Origin of the sequence: Enterobacter cloacae complex sp. IR5401 (genome assembly GCF_049238425.1) — a bacterium.
In the GTDB taxonomy this organism is placed as follows: domain Bacteria; phylum Pseudomonadota; class Gammaproteobacteria; order Enterobacterales; family Enterobacteriaceae; genus Enterobacter; species Enterobacter hormaechei_C.
This window is the reverse complement of record NZ_JBMKHN010000007.1, coordinates 1-18420: the sequence shown is the minus strand read 5'-3', so window position 1 is coordinate 18420 and position 18420 is coordinate 1. Positions and strand designations below refer to the sequence as shown.

Sequence of the window (18420 nt, the reverse complement as noted above, 5' to 3'; positions counted from 1 at the left end):
TTAACAAGGAGTCAGTCATGAAAAAATTAGTTGCGACAGCGCCTCGTGTAGCGGCGCTGGTGGAATACGAAGATCGTCCTGTTGCAGCACATGAGGTGAAGATTCGTGCCCGTTATGGCGCCCCGAAACACGGCACCGAAGTCGTGGATTTCCGCGCGGCAAGCCCGTTCATCGATGAAGAGTTCAACGCGGAGTGGCAGATGTTTACCCCGCGTGAAGAAGGTGCAGCGCGCGGCATCGAATTTGGTAAATTCCAGCTGGGGAACATGATCGTCGGCGACATCATCGAATGTGGTGCGGACGTGACCGAATACCAGATCGGCGACAGCGTCTGCTGCTACGGCCCGTTGCAGGAAACGGTCATCGTTAACGCGGTGAACAACTATAAGCTGCGCAAAATGCCGCAGGGCGCATCCTGGAAAAATGCCGTTTGTTACGATCCGGCGCAGTTCGCCATGAGCGGCGTGCGTGATGCTAACGTCCGCGTAGGGGATTTCGTCGTGGTTGTGGGGCTGGGCGCGATTGGCCAGATTGCGGTTCAGCTGGCGAAAAAAGCCGGCGCGTCAGTGGTTATTGGTGTCGATCCTATCGAACATCGCTGTGAGATCGCCCGCCGTCACGGTGCAGACCACTGCCTGAACCCAATCGGTACCGATGTTGGTCTGGAAATTAAGAAACTGACCGGCAAGCAGGGCGCGGATGTGATCATCGAAACCAGCGGATTTGCAGATGCGCTGCAATCTGCGCTGCGCGGTCTCGCCTACGGTGGAACGATCTCCTACGTGGCTTTCGCCAAGCCGTTTGCGGCAGGCTTCAACCTTGGTCGCGAAGCACACTTCAATAACGCCAAAATTGTCTTCTCCCGCGCATGCAGTGAACCCAACCCGGATTATCCGCGCTGGAGCCGCAAGCGTATTGAAGAGACCTGCTGGGAATTGCTGATGAACGGTTATCTCAATTGCGAAGATCTGATCGACCCGGTCGTCACCTTCACCACCAGCCCGGAAAGCTATATGAAGTATGTCGATCAGCACCCGGAACTCAGTATCAAAATGGGCGTCACTTTTTAAGCTAAGGACAGCAATCATGAAAATCGCAACACAAAACCAGGCCTTTTTCCCGACCGCTATCATGGAAAAATTCGAATACATCAAAGCGATGGGATTTGATGGCTACGAAATTGATGGCCGACTGCTGGTGGAAAACCTCGACGAAGTAAAAGCGGCTATCAAAGCCACCGGCCTGCCGGTCACGACGGCCTGTGGCGGATACGATGGCTGGATCGGGGATTTCATTGAAGAACGCCGCCTGAACGGTCTACAGCAGATTGAACGCATTCTGGAAGCGCTGGCAGAAGTGGGCGGAAAGGGGATTATCGTTCCGGCTGCCTGGGGGATGTTTACCTTCCGTCTGCCGCCAATGACTTCGCCACGTAGTCTGGACGGCGATCGCAAAGCGGTCAGCGCTTCCCTGCGCTGGCTGGATGAGGTGGCAGCGCGCACCGGTACTACCGTCTACCTGGAGCCGCTAAACCGCTATCAGGATCATATGATCAACACTCTGGCCGACGCGCGTCGTTATATCGAAGAGAACGGCCTGAAGCACGTGCAGATCATCGGTGATTTCTACCACATGAATATTGAAGAAGACTCCCTGACGGAAGCGCTGCATCAGAACCGCGACCTGCTGGGTCATGTGCACATTGCTGATAACCACCGCTATCAGCCGGGCAGCGGCAGCCTCGATTTCGCCAGCCTGTTCGATCAGCTGCGTGCCGATAATTATCAGGGTTACGTCGTGTACGAGTGCCGGGTGCGTGCCGACGATCCGGCTCAGGCCTATAAGGACTCTCTCACTTACTTGCGTGAATGCTAAGGATGACGAGCGTGATGAGTGCTTCTACACCTTTGCCTCTGCGCGTCGCCATCATTGGCGCCGGGCAGGTTGCAGACAAAGTGCATGCCTCGTATTACGCCACGCGCAGTGATGTTCAAATGGTGGCTGTCATGGACAGCCGCCTTGAGCAGGCACAGGCGTTCGCGGAACGTTATGCTATTCCATCGGCATGGCAGGACGCTCACGAGATGTTGCAGGAAGTAAAACCGGATGTGGTGAGCGTCTGTTCGCCTAACCGGTTCCATTTTGAACATGTGATGGCGGCTCTCGAAGCAGGTTGTCATGTGATGTGTGAAAAGCCGCCGGCGATGACGCCGCACCAGGCGGATGAGATGCGTCTCGCGGCGCGCAAGGCCGGAAAAGTCCTCGCGTACGATTTTCACCATCGCTTTGCGCTGGATACCCAGCTCTTGCGCGATGCGGTAATGAACGGAACGCTCGGTGAAATTTACTTCACCTCCGCGCAGGCGCTGCGTCGTTGCGGTGTGCCGGGGTGGGGCGTTTTCACCAATAAATCGCTCCAGGGCGGCGGGCCGCTGATCGATATCGGCATTCATATGCTGGACGCCGCGATGTACGTGCTGGGTTTCCCGCCCGTGAAGCGGGTAACCGCGCACAGCTTCCAGAGACTGGGGAACCGGAAACACACCGGCCAGTTTGGCGAATGGGATCCTGCGCAGTTTACCGTGGAAGATGCCCTGTTTGGCACGATTGAGTTCTGCAACGGTGGCATTCTGCGTCTGGACACCTCTTTTGCGCTTAATATCCGCGAACAGTCGATCATGAACGTCTCTTTCTGCGGTGAGAAGGCGGGTGCAACGCTGTTCCCGGCACACATTTATAACGACGAAGCCGGTGTTTTACAGACGCTGACCCAGCGGGAAGAAGCTGACGATCGCCGACATCTGCGCAGTATGGACGCGTTTGTTCGCCACGTATTGGGCGAGCCGGTCATGATTGCCGATGCGGAGCAGGGGCTGGTGATCCAGCAATTAGTCGCAGCGTTATATGAAGCCGCGGAAACAGGGGAAAGCGTGACGTTATGCTGAACCAGTCTGTATTAACCGATCCGAGCTTTTGCCCGCATAGCCTGAATAAGTACGCGTCCATTATGGCCTGCGGCAATGGCTACATGGGCATTCGCGCCACGCATGAAGAAGATTACACCCAGCAGACCAGAGGCATGTATCTCGCGGGGCTGTATCATCGCGCGGGACGCAACGAAACCACAGAGCTGATCAATCTGCCGGATGTCACCGGGGTTGAAGTTGAGCTGGACGGCGTCAATTTCACGCTCCTTTCAGGCGAAATTCTTGAGTGGCAACGCGAGCTGGCCTTTGCTAACGGCGAACTGCATCGTAACGTTGTCTGGCGTTCGCCGGACGGAAAACGCTATCGCCTCGAGAGCCGTCGTTTTGTTTCGCTGGACCAGTTGCCCTTAGTGGCAATGCGGCTCTCGATTACACCGCTTGATGGCGCCGCTCAGGCCGTGCTGAAAACCGGCATAGATGCGACACAGACGAACAGCGGCAGGCAGCATCTGGATGAAATCTCGGTCAGGGTTTTTGACCAGCACTACATGCAGGGTGTGTATGAAACGCAGGACCGGGCGTCTGAAGTTGTTGTTTCGGCGTTTTGTCAGCTCTCCGCTCAGAGCGACAGCTGTTTCACCGCCAAAAATCGTCGCCTCAGCGTTCATCATTCTCTGACTATCTCGCAAGGTGACACCGTCACGCTTGAGAAGATCGTCTGGCTGACCCATCGCAGCGATAAAGCGCTCTCACAGGAGTCTTTCGCCCGCAACGCGCTGGCCGATCTCAAAGTCTGCGCGGCAAGAGGCTACGATGCGTTGCTTGAAAGCTCAGCGTACGCCTGGGAAGCGGTCTGGCGTGACGCTCGGGTGGAAGTGACTTGTGCAGAACAGCAGGATCAGCTTGCACTGGATTATGCCGTCTGGCACCTGACGACAATGACGCCAGCCCATAGCGAAAGAAGCAGCATTGCCGCGAAAGGGCTGACGGGGGAAGGGTACAAAGGGCACGTCTTCTGGGATACCGAAATTTTCCTGTTGCCGTTCCATCTGTTTACCCGTCCACAGATTGCCCGCAGCCTGCTGCGCTATCGCTGGCTGAATCTTTCTGGCGCGCGTGAAAAAGCACGCCGTAACGGTTGGCCGGGCGCGTTGTTCCCGTGGGAAAGCGCCGCCAGCGGAGAGGAAGAGACGCCAGAATTCGCAGCCATTAACATCCGCACCGGGGTTCGCCAGAAGGTCGCCTCCGCACTCGCTGAACACCACATCGTGGCTGATATTGCCTGGGCCGTTGTCGCTTACTGGCAGGCAACACACGACGATGCCTTTATGCGCAATGAGGGTCTGACGCTGCTGATGGAAACCGCTTCGTTCTGGATGGGACGCGCGACGGAAATTAATGGTCGTCTTGAGATCCATGACGTGATCGGACCGGATGAATACACCGAGCATGTCAACAACAACGCTTACACCAACTATCTGGCCTGGCACAACGTGGCCTGCGCGCGTCAGTTTATGGCGAAATTTGGGCGTGAAGATGCGCGTTTTACGGAGAATGCCGGTAAGTTCCTGGCGCGCCTGTGGCTGCCAGAGGCCGACGCAGAGGGGGTGATCCCGCAGGATGATACCTTCATGGCAAAACCTGCCATCGATCTGAGCCGCTATAAAGCCAAAGCGGGTAAGCAAACCATTCTGCTTGATTACTCTCGCGCGGAAGTGAACGAGATGCAGATCCTGAAGCAGGCCGACGTGGTGATGCTTAACTACCTGCTGCCGGAACGGTTTACGCCGCAGCAATGTGCCGCCAATCTGGCGTTCTACGAGCCACGCACGATCCATGATTCATCCCTGAGTAAAGCCATTCACGGCATTGTGCTCGCACGCTGCGGTGACACCGAGGGGGCGTATGCCTTCTGGCGCGATGGGATTGCCATCGACCTGGGGGACGACCCGCACAGCAGTGATGACGGTATTCATGCCGCCGCCACCGGTGCGATCTGGTTGGGCGCCATTCAGGGATTTGCTGGCCTGCACATTAGCGAAGGGGAGCTGCATCTTGCGCCGAAGCTGCCTGCTCACTGGCAGATACTCGCCTTCCCGCTGCGGTGGCGGGGCGCAACAATGCACATTACCTGTGAAGATGACCAGTTAACCATTGAAACCACCGCACCTGTCACGTTGACGCTGTGGGGTAAAACGCTGCATGTATCAGGGCGAAAGGTCTGTGAGCGTAAGGACTTTCTTGTACCTGTTAATGGGACCGCTACCACGGAGGGGCGCCATGACGCTTAACGCTGTTGTATTCGATCTGGACGGGGTGATCACCGATACCGCGCATCTTCACTTTCTGGCCTGGCGCGCCGTGGCGGAGGAGATTGGTATCACCTTCGACGAAGTATTTAACGAACAGCTGAAGGGAATAAGCCGTATGGACTCCCTCCAGCGCATTCTGATACATGGCGGGAAAGAGGGGATGTTCAGTGACGAGCAGCGCCTGGCGCTGGCGACGAAAAAAAACGCGCTTTACGTCCAGTCGCTGGCATCACTGACACAGGATTCGCTGCTGCCGGGTATTCGCGACGTGCTGGCGGATATTCGCGCCGCGAAGGTCAAAATTGGCCTGGCATCCGTATCGCTTAATGCTCCTGGGATTTTGCACGCGTTGGGTATTCATCAGGCTTTCGATTTTTGCGCCGATGCTTCGCGTATTAGCCGCTCAAAGCCGGACCCGGAAATCTTCCTTGCGGCCTGTAAAGGACTGAACGTGCGTCCTGAAGAGGCCATTGGTATCGAAGATGCCGCCGCAGGGGTAGATGCGATCAACGCCGCAGGAATGCTGTCGGTCGGGATTGGGCCTGGCCTGAACCATGCGGGATTACAACTTCATTCAACGCAGGAACTGACCTGGGAACGCCTGACGGCGTTCTGGGCATCCCGGGCGTATTGATAAGGAATTAATAATGGCTCAACTGTCTCTGAAACACATTCAGAAAATTTATGATAACCAGGTCCACGTGGTGAAGGATTTCAACCTCGAAATTGAAGACAAAGAATTTATCGTCTTCGTCGGTCCATCGGGTTGTGGGAAATCCACGACGCTGCGAATGATTGCCGGCCTCGAGGAGATCAGCGCGGGTGAACTGATTATTGACGGGGTTTGCATGAATGATGTTCCCGCAAAGTCCCGTGATATCGCGATGGTCTTCCAGAACTATGCGCTCTATCCGCATATGACGGTCTACGACAACATGGCGTTTGGCCTGAAAATGCAAAAAATTGCGCCCTCCGTCATTGAAGAACGCGTTACCTGGGCGGCACAGATCCTGGGCTTGCGCGATTATCTCCAGCGTAAACCTGGCGCGTTGTCCGGCGGTCAGCGTCAGCGCGTGGCGTTAGGCAGGGCGATAGTGCGCGAAGCGGGGGTGTTCCTGATGGATGAGCCCTTATCCAACCTCGATGCCAAACTTCGTGTGCAGATGCGCGCTGAAATCAGCAAGCTGCATCAGAAGCTTAATACCACCATGATTTACGTGACGCACGATCAGACGGAAGCCATGACGATGGCGACCCGCATCGTGATTTTAAAGGACGGCATCATTCAGCAGGTGGGCGCGCCGAAGCAGGTCTACAACGAGCCGGCGAATATGTTCGTTGCAGGATTTATTGGCTCACCGGCGATGAACTTCATTCGTGGCGCAATCGACGACCGCTATTTTGTGACGGAAACGCTGCGTCTGGAGATCCCGGAGGACAAGCTGGCCGTACTGAATGCGCAAGGTTACCAGCGTAAAGCGGTTGTCTTTGGGATCCGTCCGGAAGATATTCTCACCGTACAGCGAAGCGGCGAAAACATCACGGCGAAGATCAGCGTTGCTGAGCTGACCGGGGCTGAATTTATGCTTTATGCCACCGTGGGTGGGCATGAACTGGTTGTCCGTGCGGGAGCGGCGGATGATTACGTTGCCGGAGATAATATCGGCATCCAGTTCGACATGAATAAGTGCCATTTCTTCGATGCTGATACTGAAACAGCTATTAGATAAGAAAGGTGTTCGCCGGAAATGAAAGTTTCCGGTTTTTTGTATGTTAATTATAAAGGAATATTTTAATGAGTACTCTACTAAGAAGTGCTGCGCTCGTCCTGTGCGCAGGGGTGAGCTGCGCGCAAGCAACTGAATCAGCCAAACAGTGGGAATTTAATATTGGCGCCATGTATGAAATTGAAAACGTCGAAGGTCAGGCAGACGATAAAGATGGATTATATGAACCCTCCGTGTGGTTTAATGCCACTTGGGATGCATGGACCATTTCGCTGGCTATGTATCAGGAAGGGCCGGTTGATTACAGTAGCATGACGCGCGGCACCTATTTCGATCGTCCCGAAGTAGAATTACGCTATCGTATTATTGGTACCGATGATTTCACGCTGGGACTGACGGGTGGTTTCCGTAATTACAGCTATCATTTCAAAGATGAGGATGGCGCGAAAGCGGGCAGCGCAAATATGCAGCGCTATAAAATTCAACCGGACTGGGATGTAAAATTAACCGATGACTGGCGTTTTGGCGGATGGTTTGCCATGTACCAGTTTGCGAATGACCTGGCAAAAACCGGTTATTCTGACAGCCGTGTTGAAACGGAAACCGGTTTTACCTGGACAATTAACGAAACCGTCTCTGCAAAAGTTAATTACTATTTAGAGCGGGGTTTCAATATGGACAGTTCACGTAATAACGGTGAATTCTCCACTCAGGAAATTCGCGCCTATCTGCCGATTTCATTGGGTCAGACGACGCTAACGCCTTATACCCGTCTGGGACTCGATCGCTGGTCAAACTGGGACTGGCAAGACGATCCTGAGCGTGAAGGACATGATTTCAACCGTTTGGGTATGCTGTACGCCTATGATTTTAACAATGGTTTATCCATGACGCTGGAATATGCCTACGAATGGGAAAACCATGACGAAGGGGAAAGTGACCGCTTCCACTATGCCGGTATCGGCGTGAATTACGCGTTTTGATAACACTTCACCAGGGGCGTTTGCCCCTGGTTTTTAGCGTAATGAAGCCGCATCTGAAAAATGCGTTTCAACCAATACCTTATGCGGGGCAGGTTTACCCGCAATGCACCTGAACAACAAATCGCAGCTCTCTTCGCCCAGCTTTCTCGTGGGGATATCAAAACCGCCTGGTGCAGGGGTTAAAATGAGAGATAGCATCGGGTCGCTGTATCCTGCCATTGCGACCTGTTCCGGGATCGTCAGATTTAGCTCATCCGCGGCACGATAAAGACTTAGCAATTTCATGCTGTCCGTCGCAAAAACTGCATCAGGCGGGTTGTCTGATGAGAGTAGCTGACAGGCCGCCTGAAGCGCGCTTTCATGGGTATATCCGCCATCAATAACCCAGTCCGGATTAATCGCAATACCGTGCTTCTCAAGGCTCGATTTATAGCCCGCCTGGCGATCGATAGAAACGTGATAATCGAGCGGGGCATGCAGGCAGGCAATTTTAGTGCGACCATGTTTGATAAATGAGTCGGTTAATATGGCGCTGTCGTGGAAATTATCCGTGTCGACAGAATAGATATTCTGGTAATTGCCTTCCACTTTACCAATAACGACCACGGGCACACCGTATTCGTCCAGCGTCGCGAAAAAAGACTCGTTTGCCGGCGAGCTTAGCATGATGATCCCTTTGATCATCTTCTGCTTTATTTTACCCACGCATTTTTGCAGATCATCTTCGCTGCTTTTGGACGTTTGTAAAATAACATCAAAACCTTCTTCTTCTGCTTTTGCCGTTATGGCATGCAGTACATCAGAGAAAAACGGATTCCCTGCGGTGGTTTTGGTTGAACGGGTCGAAATAACCATAATGGCGTCGAAGCCAGAAGAGGTGAGTGCGCGGGCAAGTTTATTCGGTTGATAATTTAATTCTTCTATCGCCTTCAACACCTTTTCGCGCGCTTCAGGAGAAATATTCGTTTGTTTATTCAGAACGCGCGACACGGTTGATTTCGAAACGCCAGCAACGCGGGCAATATCATAGATGGTGGGTGACATACACCTTACTCACTCCAGACGGACAGCAATTGCGCCCATCTTACTGGAGAGAAAACGGCAATAGCAATAATTAAGAATTGATAATCAACGATCTGCCCCAATTTACTGTATTCTGAAGTGACTTTTTTCAGGGTTCCAGGCAATGAAGGACGGCGATGAAGCGACTTAAAAACGAATTCAATTCTCTGGTGAACCGTGGCGTTGATCGCCATCTGCGTCTTGCCGTGACGGGGCTGAGCCGCAGCGGTAAGACAGCATTCATTACGGCGATGGTCAATCAGCTGTTGAACCTGCATGCAGGGGCGCGCCTGCCACTGCTTAGCGCAGTGCGCGAGGAGCGGTTGCTGGGGGTGAAACGCGTACCGCAACGTGATTTTGGCATCCCCCGTTTCACCTATGATGAAGGTCTGGCGCAGTTATACGGGGAACCTCCCGCCTGGCCCACCCCGACGCGTGGCGTGAGCGAAATCCGGCTTGCGCTGCGTTTCCGCTCGAATGAATCCCTGATGCGTCACTTCAAAGAAACGTCCACGCTCTATCTCGAAATTGTGGATTATCCGGGAGAATGGCTGCTCGATTTACCGATGCTGGCGCAGGATTACCTGAACTGGTCCCGACAGATGACCGGTTTGTTGCAGGGGCAGCGGGCAGAGTGGTCGACCCAATGGCGCCAGCTTTGCGAAGGGCTGGACCCGCTGGCGCCGGCGGATGAAAACCGTCTGGCCGTCATAGCCGAAGCCTGGACGGATTACCTGCATCAGTGCAAGCAGGAGGGGTTGCATTTCATTCAGCCGGGCCGCTTCGTTCTGCCGGGTGATTTAGCCGGTGCTCCCGCGCTACAGTTTTTCCCGTGGCCGGACGTTGACAGCATCGGCGAATCGAAACTGGCGCAGGCGGACAAGACCACTAACGCCGGTATGCTCCGCGAGCGATACAATTATTACTGTGAGAAGGTGGTTAAGGGCTTTTATAAAAATCACTTTTTACGCTTTGACCGCCAGATCGTGCTGGTGGACTGCCTGCAACCGCTCAACAGCGGGCCGCAGGCGTTCAATGATATGCGGCTGGCGCTGACGCAGCTGATGCAAAGCTTTCATTATGGCCAGCGTACGCTGTTTCGCCGTTTGTTCTCGCCGGTCATCGACAAGCTGCTGTTTGTCGCCACAAAAGCTGACCATGTGACGGTCGATCAGCACGCCAACATGGTATCCCTGCTGCAACAGCTGGTGCAGGATGCCTGGCAGAATGCGGCCTTCGAAGGGATCAGCATGGACTGTCTGGGGCTGGCGTCCGTACAGGCTACGCAGAGTGGGTTGATTGACCTGAATGGCGAGAAAATTCCGGCCCTGCGGGGCAACCGTCTCAGCGACGGTGAGCCGCTCACGGTCTATCCGGGGGAAGTTCCGGCGCGTCTGCCGGGCCAGGCTTTCTGGCAAAGCCAGGGTTTTCAGTTCGAAGCCTTCCGTCCGCAGAGCATGAACGTTGATCAGCCATTGCCGCATATCCGTCTGGATGCTGCGCTGGAGTTTTTAATTGGAGATAAATTGCGATGACGGAACCGTTAAAACCTCGCATTGATTTTACCGGCCAGCTTGAGCAGACGCCCCATGAGGCGTTTAAAACGGCGCAAACCTTCAGCGGCCCGCAGGCTGACAACTTTGCTCCCGTGCTGGCAGACGAGCCGATGGTTGAAGAGGGGCAGGCGGAAGCGGTGGTTGATGCGGCACTGCGCCCGAAACGCAGCCTGTGGCGTAAGATGGTGACCGCCGGGTTAGCCCTTTTTGGTGTGAGCGTAATCGGCCAGGGCGTGCAGTGGGGCGTCAATGCCTGGCAAACGCAGGACTGGGTGGCGCTGGGGGGATGCGCCGCCGGGGCGTTGATTGTTGGTGCGGGCGTTGGCTCAGTCGTCAGCGAGTGGCGTCGCCTCTGGCGTTTGCGTCAGCGTGCCCACGAACGCGATGAAGCGCGGGATCTGCTGCACAGTCACGGCACAGGAAAAGGGCGTGCTTTTTGTGAAAAGCTTGCGGCTCAGGCCGGGATAGATCACTCTCACCCGGCGCTTCAGCGCTGGTATGCGGCGATCCACGAAACCCAGAATGACCAGGAAGTGGTCACGCTCTATGCGCACATTGTTCAGCCGGTACTGGATGCGCAGGCTCGTGGTGAGATCAGCCGTTCGGCGGCGGAATCTACCCTGATGATCGCCGTCAGTCCGCTGGCAATGGTGGACATGGCCTTTATCGCCTGGCGCAACCTGCGTCTGATCAACCGCATCGCCAGGCTGTACGGCATTGAGCTTGGCTATTACAGCCGACTGCGCCTGTTCAAACTGGTGTTGCTGAATATCGCCTTCGCCGGGGCAAGCGAACTGGTACGGGAGGTCGGGATGGACTGGATGTCGCAGGATCTTGCGGCGCGTCTCTCTGCCCGGGCGGCGCAGGGGATTGGTGCCGGTCTGCTGACGGCACGCCTGGGTATCAAAGCGATGGAGGTTTGTCGTCCACTCCCCTGGATCGATGGCGATAAGCCGCGGCTGGGGGATTTCCGTCGCGAATTGATTGGCCAGCTTAAAGAGACGCTCAATAAAAAACCTGCTCAGTGAGGTTTTGTTTACTAATCGTGCGGGCTGTCAATATTTGTTGACAGCCACCTTCCCGAACACCGTGATCTGACATATCATTTTACTGTTATTGGCTTAAACGGTGAATTTCCCATGCGTCTGGAAGTCTTTTGTGAGGACCGTCTCGGTCTGACCCGCGAGTTACTCGATCTTCTTGTTTTACGTAGCATTGATTTACGTGGCATAGAGATCGACCCTGTCGGGCGAATTTACCTCAATTTTGCCGAAATTGAATTTAATACCTTCAGTAGCCTGATGGCGGAAATCCGCCGTATCGCTGGCGTTACGGATGTACGTACCATCCCCTGGATGCCGTCCGAGCGGGAACATCTTGCGCTGAGCGCGCTGCTGGAAGCAATGCCGGAGCCGTTTCTCTCTCTCGATCTGAAAAATAAAGTCGAGCGCGTTAACCAGGCCAGCTGCCAGCTGTTTGCGCAGATTCAGGAAAAACTTATCGGGCACCACGCCACGCAACTGATCACCGGTTTTAATTTCCAGCGCTGGCTGGACAGCAACCCGCAAAATACCCATAGCGAGCATGTCGTCATCAACGGACAGAATTTCCTGATGGAGATCACGCCGGTCTACCTGAAAGGGGAAAATGCCGCGCGGGTGCTGACCGGCGCAGTGATCATGCTGCGCTCCACGGTGCGAATGGGGCGTCAGTTACAGAACCTTTCCAGCCAGGACGTCGGCGCATTCAGCCAGATTATTGCGGTGAGCCCTAAGATGCGTCATGTGATCGACCAGGCGCGCAAGCTGGCAAATCTTACGGCGCCGCTGCTGATTACCGGGGATACCGGTACGGGGAAAGATCTGCTGGCGCATGCTGTGCACATGGCCAGCCCGCGTGCGGCAAAACCATATCTGGCGCTGAACTGCGCCTCTATTCCTGAAGATGCCGTTGAAAGTGAGCTGTTCGGGCATGCACCGGAAGGTAAAAAAGGCTTCTTTGAACAGGCGAATGGCGGCTCGGTGCTGCTGGACGAGATTGGCGAAATGTCGCCACGCATGCAGGCGAAACTGCTGCGTTTCCTCAATGACGGCACGTTCCGCCGCGTGGGGGAAGATCATGAAGTTCACGTGGACGTGCGCGTCATCTGCGCCACCCAGAAAAACCTGGTGGAGCTGGTGCAGAAAGGGGTATTCCGCGAAGATCTCTACTATCGTCTCAACGTTCTGACGCTCAATATTCCGCCGCTGCGCGATTGCCCACAGGACATCATGCCGTTGACAGAACTGTTCGTGGCCCGTTTTGCCGATGAGCAGGGCGTGCCGCGTCCGAAGCTCTCTGCCGACCTGGGCACCGTGCTGACGCGTTACGGCTGGCCGGGCAATATTCGTCAGCTTAAAAATGCGGTCTATCGCGCATTAACTCAGCTTGAAGGGTATGAACTGCGCCCTCAGGATATTCTGTTGCCGGATTACGATGCCGGGACGGTCTCGGTAGGCGAAGAGGCAATGGAAGGCTCGCTGGATGACATCACCAGCCGTTTCGAGCGTTCGGTGTTAACGCAGCTATATCGCAGCTATCCGAGCACGCGCAAGCTGGCTAAACGTCTTGGGGTGTCACATACCGCGATTGCGAATAAGTTGCGCGAGTATGGGTTAAATCAGAAGAAGGGTGACGAATAAATAAAAAAGCCTCTTTGCAGAGGCTTTTTTACGTTTAGGCTTTAAGCGCCTCAAGTGCAGCGGTGTAATCCGGTTCGGTAGTGATTTCGTTAACCAGCTCACTGAAAACAACGTTGTCGTTTTCGTCGATCACCAGCACCGCTCGAGCAGCCAGACCCTTCAGCGCGCCTTCGGAAATGGCAACACCGTATTTCTCCAGGAAATCCGGGCTGCGCAGAGTGGAAAGGGTGATGACGTTGCTCAGGCCTTCAGCGCCGCAGAAGCGGGACTGGGCAAACGGCAGATCAGCAGAAATGCACAGCACTACGGTGTTGTCCATTTCGGTCGCCAGCTGGTTGAATTTACGCACTGATGCAGCGCAAACGCCAGTATCGATGCTTGGGAAAATGTTCAGGACTTTACGTTTGCCAGCAAACTGGCTCAGCGTGACGTCAGACAGATCTTTAGCCACCAGAGTAAAAGGCTGTGCTTTGCTGCCAGACTGTGGGATGGAACCTGCAACAGCAACCGGGTTGCCCTGGAAATGAACGAGTTGTGACATAGGTATCTTCCTGTTTACAAATAGTTAACGTCGTGGCTAGTGTATGTCATCCGCAGTTAGCACGGCAAACCAATTTTCTGCCTTTCCGGCCTGCAAGGAGTCAGTGATGAGAAGCGTTAAGGTCTATGAAGAAGCCTGGCCATTGCACACCCCGTTTGTGATCTCGCGCGGCAGCCGTAATGAGGCCTGCGTGGTCGTGGTTGAATGTGAAGAGAACGGCGTAAAAGGCGTCGGAGAATGCACCCCTTATCCACGTTACGGAGAAAGCCTGGCGTCAGTCATGGCGCAAATTATGACGGTAGTGCCCGAGTTGCAGGCGGGTCTGACGCGTGAGGCTCTTCAGTTTCGGTTGCCGGCCGGCGCGGCACGCAACGCGATTGACTGCGCACTCTGGAGTCTGGAAGCGGCGAAACAACAAAAACCGCTGCCTGCGCTGCTGGACGTTACGCTGCCGCAATCGATCGTCACCGCGCAAACGGTGGTCATCGGTGAACCAGAGCAAATGGCCGCCAGCGCTCAGGCGTTGTATGCCACCGGTGCAACCTTATTAAAGGTGAAGCTCGACGATCGTCTGATTAGCGAACGCATGGTCGCCATTCGTGCGGCGGTGCCTGATGCCACTCTTATCGTCGATGCGAACGAATCATGGCACAGCGAAGGGCTGGCAGCCCGTTGTCAGCTGCTTGCCGATCTGGGCGTCGCCATGCTGGAGCAACCCCTCCCGGCAGGAGACGATGCCGCGCTGGCGAATTTTATTCATCCGCTTCCCGTCTGTGCAGATGAAAGCTGTCATACCCGTGCGAGCCTGTCAGCTCTCAAGGGACGCTACGAAATGGTGAACATTAAGCTGGATAAAACAGGTGGATTAACCGAGGCCCTGGCACTGGCACAAGATGCGCAGGCGCAAGGCTTTGCTCTGATGCTGGGCTGTATGTTGTGCACGTCCAGAGCGATCGGCGCTGCGCTCCCGCTGGTGAACAGCGTGCGTTTTGCCGATCTTGACGGCCCAACCTGGCTGGCGGTTGACGTCTCACCCGCGCTGAATTTTACTTCCGGCGTGCTTCATCTTTGAGGCTGCCAGCGCAGGAGATCTGTCATCGCCCGCAGGTATTTTTCGCTCGCTTCATCCGAGGAGATGGGCGGAAACTCTGCGGTGATACAGTGAAGGCTGAGATCTGCGCACCAGCTGCCAAACGACCCGGGTGTTTCATAGCCAACGCTGCTCACCAGAGGTAGAGCAAACGCATCCGCCAGCCACTGCCCGAGCGCCGTATGACGAGGATCTTCAATACAGGCGAGGGGATCGTGGAAAGAGACAACCCAGGCCGGGTGGATCTTATGAATAAGCTGGCATAGCGCCTGAGTCTCCGGTTCGGAACCGGGTTTGTCTCCCGTGAGCAGGACCACATCTCGCTCCTGCGCCGAACTGTTCCAGCGATACACCGTTTCACCGGCGCGCCAGTTTGCCGCCGGGAAGTTCCTGTTCAGGTCAACGCCTCGTGCATTCGCCCGCAATCCAAGCTGACAACCGTCCGGGTTGACGGTCAAAATCACATGATGACGTCGTAAATCGGGGGCCAGCGTACGTAGCGCGCACGAGAGTGTCACGACAGACGAGTTTTCATCGCCATGCGTGCCTGCAATGATTAAGCCGCTATTGCGATCGGCCTCGGGGGCCGGAAACCAGATCAGCGGCGCGCCTAAAAATGAGCGTCCATAATGTTCAGTTCCGGGCGGGAAGGCGCCGCGTTCCGTTCTTGGTCGGGTAGTTGCCATAGTAAACCCTGATGATAAAGTCACTTCTGGCAGTGTTGTGCAAAAGCCGCGCTTAATCAAATAGTTTCCGTGTGTGTGGAAAATTGCCTGACATCAACTTTCCAGAGGAAGCATTTGCATTTCTCCGTTTCGAAACAAATAATTACGCATCTGCCTGTTACCTGACATCATTAAGGGGATCGTATGAAGCATCCTGTTTCGCTTCTTTGTACTGCGCTGTGGCTGTGCGGGCTTTCTTCACTTTCATATGCCGCGGAGGTTCCCGAAGGAACGGTTCTGGCGCAAAAGCAGGAGCTGGTTCGACATATCAAAGATGAGCCCGCTTCGCTCGATCCGGCAAAAGCGGTGGGATTGCCCGAGATACAGGTGATTCGCGACCTCTATGAAGGGCTGGTAAATCAGAACGAAAAAGGGGAGTTAGTTCCCGGCGTGGCGACGCGCTGGCAGAGCAATGACAACCGCGTCTGGACGTTCACGCTGCGGGATAACGCTAAGTGGTCTGACGGTACCCCAGTGACGGCACAAGATTTTGTCTATAGCTGGCGTCGTCTGGTTGATCCTAAAACAACGTCACCTTTCGCCTGGTTTGCGGCGCTGGCGGGCATTAACAATGCCCAGTCCATCATCGACGGCAAAGCTGCTCCGGATACGCTCGGCGTGACGGCGGTCGATGCTAAAACTCTGCGCGTGCAGCTGGACAAACCGCTACCCTGGTTCAGTAATCTGACGGCTAACTTCGCGTTTTATCCTGTTCAAAAGGCCAATGTGGAGAGCGGTAAGGAATGGACGCGCCCTGGCGCGCTCATTGGCAACGGTGCTTATGTGCTGAAAGATCGCGTGGTGAATGAAAAACTGGTGGTTGAGCCGAATTCACATTACTGGGATAACGCCAGGACGGTGCTTAAAAAAGTCACCTTTGTGCCAATCAACCAGGAGTCCTCAGCGACCAAACGCTATCTGGCGGGCGATATCGATATTACAGAATCGTTTCCGAAAAACATGTACCAGAAGCTGCTTAAAGATATTCCGGGACAGGTATATACACCGCCACAGCTTGGGACCTATTACTACGCGTTTAATACGCAAAAAGGCCCAACCGCGGATGCACGCGTACGTCTCGCGCTCAGCATGACTATCGACAGACGTATTATGGCGGAAAAAGTCCTGGGGACCGGCGAGAAACCGGCCTGGCATTTTACTCCCGATGTCACTGCGGGTTTTACGCCGGAAACCTCGCCATTTGAGCAGATGTCACAGCAGGAGCTGAATGCGCAAGCGAAAACGTTGTTGCAGGCGGCAGGCTATGGCCCCCAGCGTCCGCTAAAATTAACGCTGCTGTATAACACGTCTGAAAACCACCAGAAAATCGCGATTGCCGTTGCATCCATGTGGAAGAAAAATCTGGGTGTTGACGTTAAGTTGCAGAATCAGGAGTGGAAAGCCTACATCGACAGCCGCAATACCGGGAATTTTGACGTCATCCGTGCATCGTGGGTAGGGGACTACAATGAGCCGTCTACATTCCTGTCGCTGCTGACCTCCTCCCACAGCGGGAATATCTCACGATTCAACGATCCTGCTTACGATAAGATTATTCATCAGGCGACGCTCGAAACTACTGAAAAAGCGCGTAATGCCGACTACAACATGGCCGAGAAGATCCTCACCGAGAAAGCACCAATTGCCCCTATTTATCAGTACACCAATGGCCGTCTCATCAAGCCATGGGTTAAAGGTTATCCGATAAATAACCCAGAGGATGTTGCGTACAGCCGTACAATGTATATTGAAAAGCATTAAAAAGAGCTCAGGGCGCTACGTGATTATGGTTAACATCCATTAACCGCATAAGCGCCCGCTCTCAGGGTTGATAGTTTTACAGCCTGGTTATTTCCGAATATCCCCTTCATATCAGCCCATCACTCATTGTCATGATGAATATCTTCAGAGAGATTCTTTCTCCCGTTTATCGAAAAACGCGTAGTCATTTATTCGCCATTCCTGTAGCAGTATAGTCATTACTGTTTTAAAGATTGAATTTGTCCGATACAGGATTTTTTCATATTCAGGCCATTTATTGAATTAAAGCCATATTTCTCTGCGCTGTTACGGGGTGTGTTAATAAATGCATTGATGTAAATCAATTATTCAACCTCATGGGACAATAAGTTCAATATTTCCAATTAAAGCAGTCATTTCTGCCAAATTAATGTGAATAAATAGTTAATTTTTACTGTGTATCATGTATCTATGGCATTTATGAGTACACTGATTTAGTGGAATATTCTTAAGAAAGGTCTAATTGTAGATCTTTGATCTGGAAAGTTGATTTTAAATGGGGTTTTGCTCTAATATGGCTTTGTAAAGAAACGTCACTCACTTAACATTTATTTCTTTTAAAGAAAGGGATTGCTATGGCCGATTCATTCCAGAATGAGGTGCCCAAGGCACGCATAAACTTAAAGCTGGCTCTGCATACAGGTGGCGCGCAAAAGAAAATCGAACTGCCACTTAAACTCCTCACCGTCGGTGATTTCAGTAATGGAAAAGAGAATCGCCCATTATCGGAAAGGGAGAAAATCAACGTCAATAAAAATAACTTCAACAGCGTACTTTCGGAATTTAACCCGGAAGTGATTCTGACGGTTCCTAACACAATGGCCGGGGATGGCTCGGAAGAAAGCATAAAACTGAATTTCTCCGATATTAAGGATTTCGAACCTGAACAGGTTGCCCGCCAGATCCCCCAGCTCCGCGCCATGCTGGCCATGCGTAATTTATTACGCGACCTCAAATCCAATCTTCTTGATAACGCCACTTTCAGAAAAGAACTCGAGAAAATTCTCAAAGACCCG

16 protein-coding genes are annotated in these 18420 nt (G+C 53.8%); 13 read left to right on the top strand and 3 right to left on the bottom strand.

Features of this window, described 5'->3' with window-relative positions; all coding sequences use genetic code 11:
• Positions 1-17: 17 nt before the first annotated feature.
• From ACOTX1_RS12100 to ACOTX1_RS12070, 7 genes are all read left to right on the top strand, one after another.
• The gene (locus tag ACOTX1_RS12100; protein ID WP_023314244.1) at positions 18-1070 is read left to right on the top strand and encodes a zinc-dependent alcohol dehydrogenase; all 1053 of its coding nucleotides are present in this window, start codon (positions 18-20) and stop codon (positions 1068-1070) included.
• A 16-nt stretch (positions 1071-1086) separates the two neighbouring features.
• Positions 1087-1875, top strand: coding sequence for a sugar phosphate isomerase/epimerase family protein (locus tag ACOTX1_RS12095; RefSeq protein ID WP_003856868.1), 789 nt, complete (start codon positions 1087-1089; stop codon positions 1873-1875).
• 11 nt (positions 1876-1886) lie between these two features.
• On the top strand, positions 1887-2945 hold the full coding sequence (locus tag ACOTX1_RS12090) for a Gfo/Idh/MocA family protein (protein ID WP_086581367.1): 1059 nt from the start codon (positions 1887-1889) through the stop codon (positions 2943-2945).
• Positions 2939-5218, top strand: coding sequence for a glycoside hydrolase family 65 protein (locus ACOTX1_RS12085; protein WP_023314242.1), 2280 nt, complete (start codon positions 2939-2941; stop codon positions 5216-5218). Before ACOTX1_RS12090 ends, ACOTX1_RS12085 begins: the two co-directional genes overlap by 7 nt.
• On the top strand, positions 5208-5873 hold the full coding sequence (pgmB, locus tag ACOTX1_RS12080; RefSeq protein ID WP_023314241.1) for a beta-phosphoglucomutase: 666 nt from the start codon (positions 5208-5210) through the stop codon (positions 5871-5873). Before ACOTX1_RS12085 ends, pgmB begins: the two co-directional genes overlap by 11 nt.
• Positions 5874-5886: 13 nt before the next feature.
• Positions 5887-6969: an ABC transporter ATP-binding protein gene (locus ACOTX1_RS12075; protein WP_003856876.1), complete on the top strand. Its 1083-nt coding sequence runs from the start codon at positions 5887-5889 to the stop codon at positions 6967-6969.
• Between the two features lie 65 nt (positions 6970-7034).
• Entirely contained in the window at positions 7035-7949 is a 915-nt protein-coding gene (locus ACOTX1_RS12070) for an OmpG family monomeric porin (RefSeq protein WP_023314240.1), read from the top strand.
• 33 nt (positions 7950-7982) lie between these two features.
• On the opposite strand, the gene ACOTX1_RS12065 is transcribed toward ACOTX1_RS12070, so the two are convergent.
• Positions 7983-8993: a LacI family DNA-binding transcriptional regulator gene (locus ACOTX1_RS12065; protein ID WP_023314239.1), complete on the bottom strand. Its 1011-nt coding sequence runs from the start codon at positions 8991-8993 to the stop codon at positions 7983-7985.
• A 155-nt stretch (positions 8994-9148) separates the two neighbouring features.
• Here ACOTX1_RS12065 and ACOTX1_RS12060 point away from each other — a divergent pair, with 155 nt between their 5' ends.
• The 3 genes from ACOTX1_RS12060 to tyrR all read left to right on the top strand — a co-directional run bounded on the left by ACOTX1_RS12060 (position 9149) and on the right by tyrR (position 13248).
• Complete coding sequence (locus ACOTX1_RS12060; RefSeq protein WP_023314238.1) at positions 9149-10546, top strand: YcjX family protein; 1398 nt, start codon at positions 9149-9151, stop codon at positions 10544-10546.
• Positions 10543-11595, top strand: coding sequence for a YcjF family protein (locus tag ACOTX1_RS12055; protein ID WP_022651340.1), 1053 nt, complete (start codon positions 10543-10545; stop codon positions 11593-11595). The genes ACOTX1_RS12060 and ACOTX1_RS12055 overlap by 4 nt, the downstream gene beginning before the upstream one ends.
• A gap of 111 nt (positions 11596-11706) precedes the next feature.
• Positions 11707-13248 (top strand): transcriptional regulator TyrR, encoded by a 1542-nt coding sequence (gene tyrR, locus ACOTX1_RS12050; protein ID WP_023314237.1) that lies wholly within the window; start codon positions 11707-11709, stop codon positions 13246-13248.
• A gap of 34 nt (positions 13249-13282) precedes the next feature.
• Here tyrR and tpx read toward each other — a convergent pair whose 3' ends face one another.
• Complete coding sequence (gene tpx / locus ACOTX1_RS12045; RefSeq protein ID WP_003856889.1) at positions 13283-13789, bottom strand: thiol peroxidase; 507 nt, start codon at positions 13787-13789, stop codon at positions 13283-13285.
• 106 nt (positions 13790-13895) lie between these two features.
• Between tpx and ycjG the strand changes: the two genes are divergently transcribed.
• The gene (gene ycjG, locus ACOTX1_RS12040; protein ID WP_023314236.1) at positions 13896-14861 is read left to right on the top strand and encodes an L-Ala-D/L-Glu epimerase; all 966 of its coding nucleotides are present in this window, start codon (positions 13896-13898) and stop codon (positions 14859-14861) included.
• On the opposite strand, the gene mpaA is transcribed toward ycjG, so the two are convergent.
• Complete coding sequence (gene mpaA / locus ACOTX1_RS12035; protein WP_023314235.1) at positions 14852-15565, bottom strand: murein tripeptide amidase MpaA; 714 nt, start codon at positions 15563-15565, stop codon at positions 14852-14854. The two genes, ycjG and mpaA, sit on opposite strands and share 10 nt — an antisense overlap.
• A gap of 183 nt (positions 15566-15748) precedes the next feature.
• On the opposite strand from mpaA, the gene ACOTX1_RS12030 reads away from it, so the two are divergent.
• Both ACOTX1_RS12030 and tssB read left to right on the top strand, forming a co-directional pair.
• Positions 15749-17365, top strand: a complete 1617-nt coding sequence (locus tag ACOTX1_RS12030) for a peptide ABC transporter substrate-binding protein (RefSeq protein WP_032672295.1) — start codon at positions 15749-15751, stop codon at positions 17363-17365.
• Positions 17366-17979: 614 nt separating this feature from the next.
• Positions 17980-18420 (top strand): type VI secretion system contractile sheath small subunit (gene tssB, locus ACOTX1_RS12025; RefSeq protein ID WP_421766825.1); only part of this gene is annotated, 441 nt, incomplete at its 3' end.

Bases quoted from the DNA above. Each gene is read 5' to 3' on its own strand.
- ACOTX1_RS12065 (WP_023314239.1), bottom strand. From the start codon at position 8,993: ATGTCACCCACCATCTATGATATTGCCCGCGTTGCTGGCGTTTCGAAA.
- ACOTX1_RS12075 (WP_003856876.1), top strand. From the start codon at position 5,887: ATGGCTCAACTGTCTCTGAAACACATTCAGAAAATTTATGATAACCAG.
- ACOTX1_RS12060 (WP_023314238.1), top strand. From the start codon at position 9,149: ATGAAGCGACTTAAAAACGAATTCAATTCTCTGGTGAACCGTGGCGTT.
- ACOTX1_RS12030 (WP_032672295.1), top strand. From the start codon at position 15,749: ATGAAGCATCCTGTTTCGCTTCTTTGTACTGCGCTGTGGCTGTGCGGG.
- tpx (WP_003856889.1), bottom strand. From the start codon at position 13,789: ATGTCACAACTCGTTCATTTCCAGGGCAACCCGGTTGCTGTTGCAGGT.
- ACOTX1_RS12085 (WP_023314242.1), top strand. From the start codon at position 2,939: ATGCTGAACCAGTCTGTATTAACCGATCCGAGCTTTTGCCCGCATAGC.
- ACOTX1_RS12095 (WP_003856868.1), top strand. From the start codon at position 1,087: ATGAAAATCGCAACACAAAACCAGGCCTTTTTCCCGACCGCTATCATG.
- ACOTX1_RS12070 (WP_023314240.1), top strand. From the start codon at position 7,035: ATGAGTACTCTACTAAGAAGTGCTGCGCTCGTCCTGTGCGCAGGGGTG.
- pgmB (WP_023314241.1), top strand. From the start codon at position 5,208: ATGACGCTTAACGCTGTTGTATTCGATCTGGACGGGGTGATCACCGAT.
- ACOTX1_RS12055 (WP_022651340.1), top strand. From the start codon at position 10,543: ATGACGGAACCGTTAAAACCTCGCATTGATTTTACCGGCCAGCTTGAG.
- ACOTX1_RS12100 (WP_023314244.1), top strand. From the start codon at position 18: ATGAAAAAATTAGTTGCGACAGCGCCTCGTGTAGCGGCGCTGGTGGAA.
- mpaA (WP_023314235.1), bottom strand. From the start codon at position 15,565: ATGGCAACTACCCGACCAAGAACGGAACGCGGCGCCTTCCCGCCCGGA.
- ycjG (WP_023314236.1), top strand. From the start codon at position 13,896: ATGAGAAGCGTTAAGGTCTATGAAGAAGCCTGGCCATTGCACACCCCG.
- tyrR (WP_023314237.1), top strand. From the start codon at position 11,707: ATGCGTCTGGAAGTCTTTTGTGAGGACCGTCTCGGTCTGACCCGCGAG.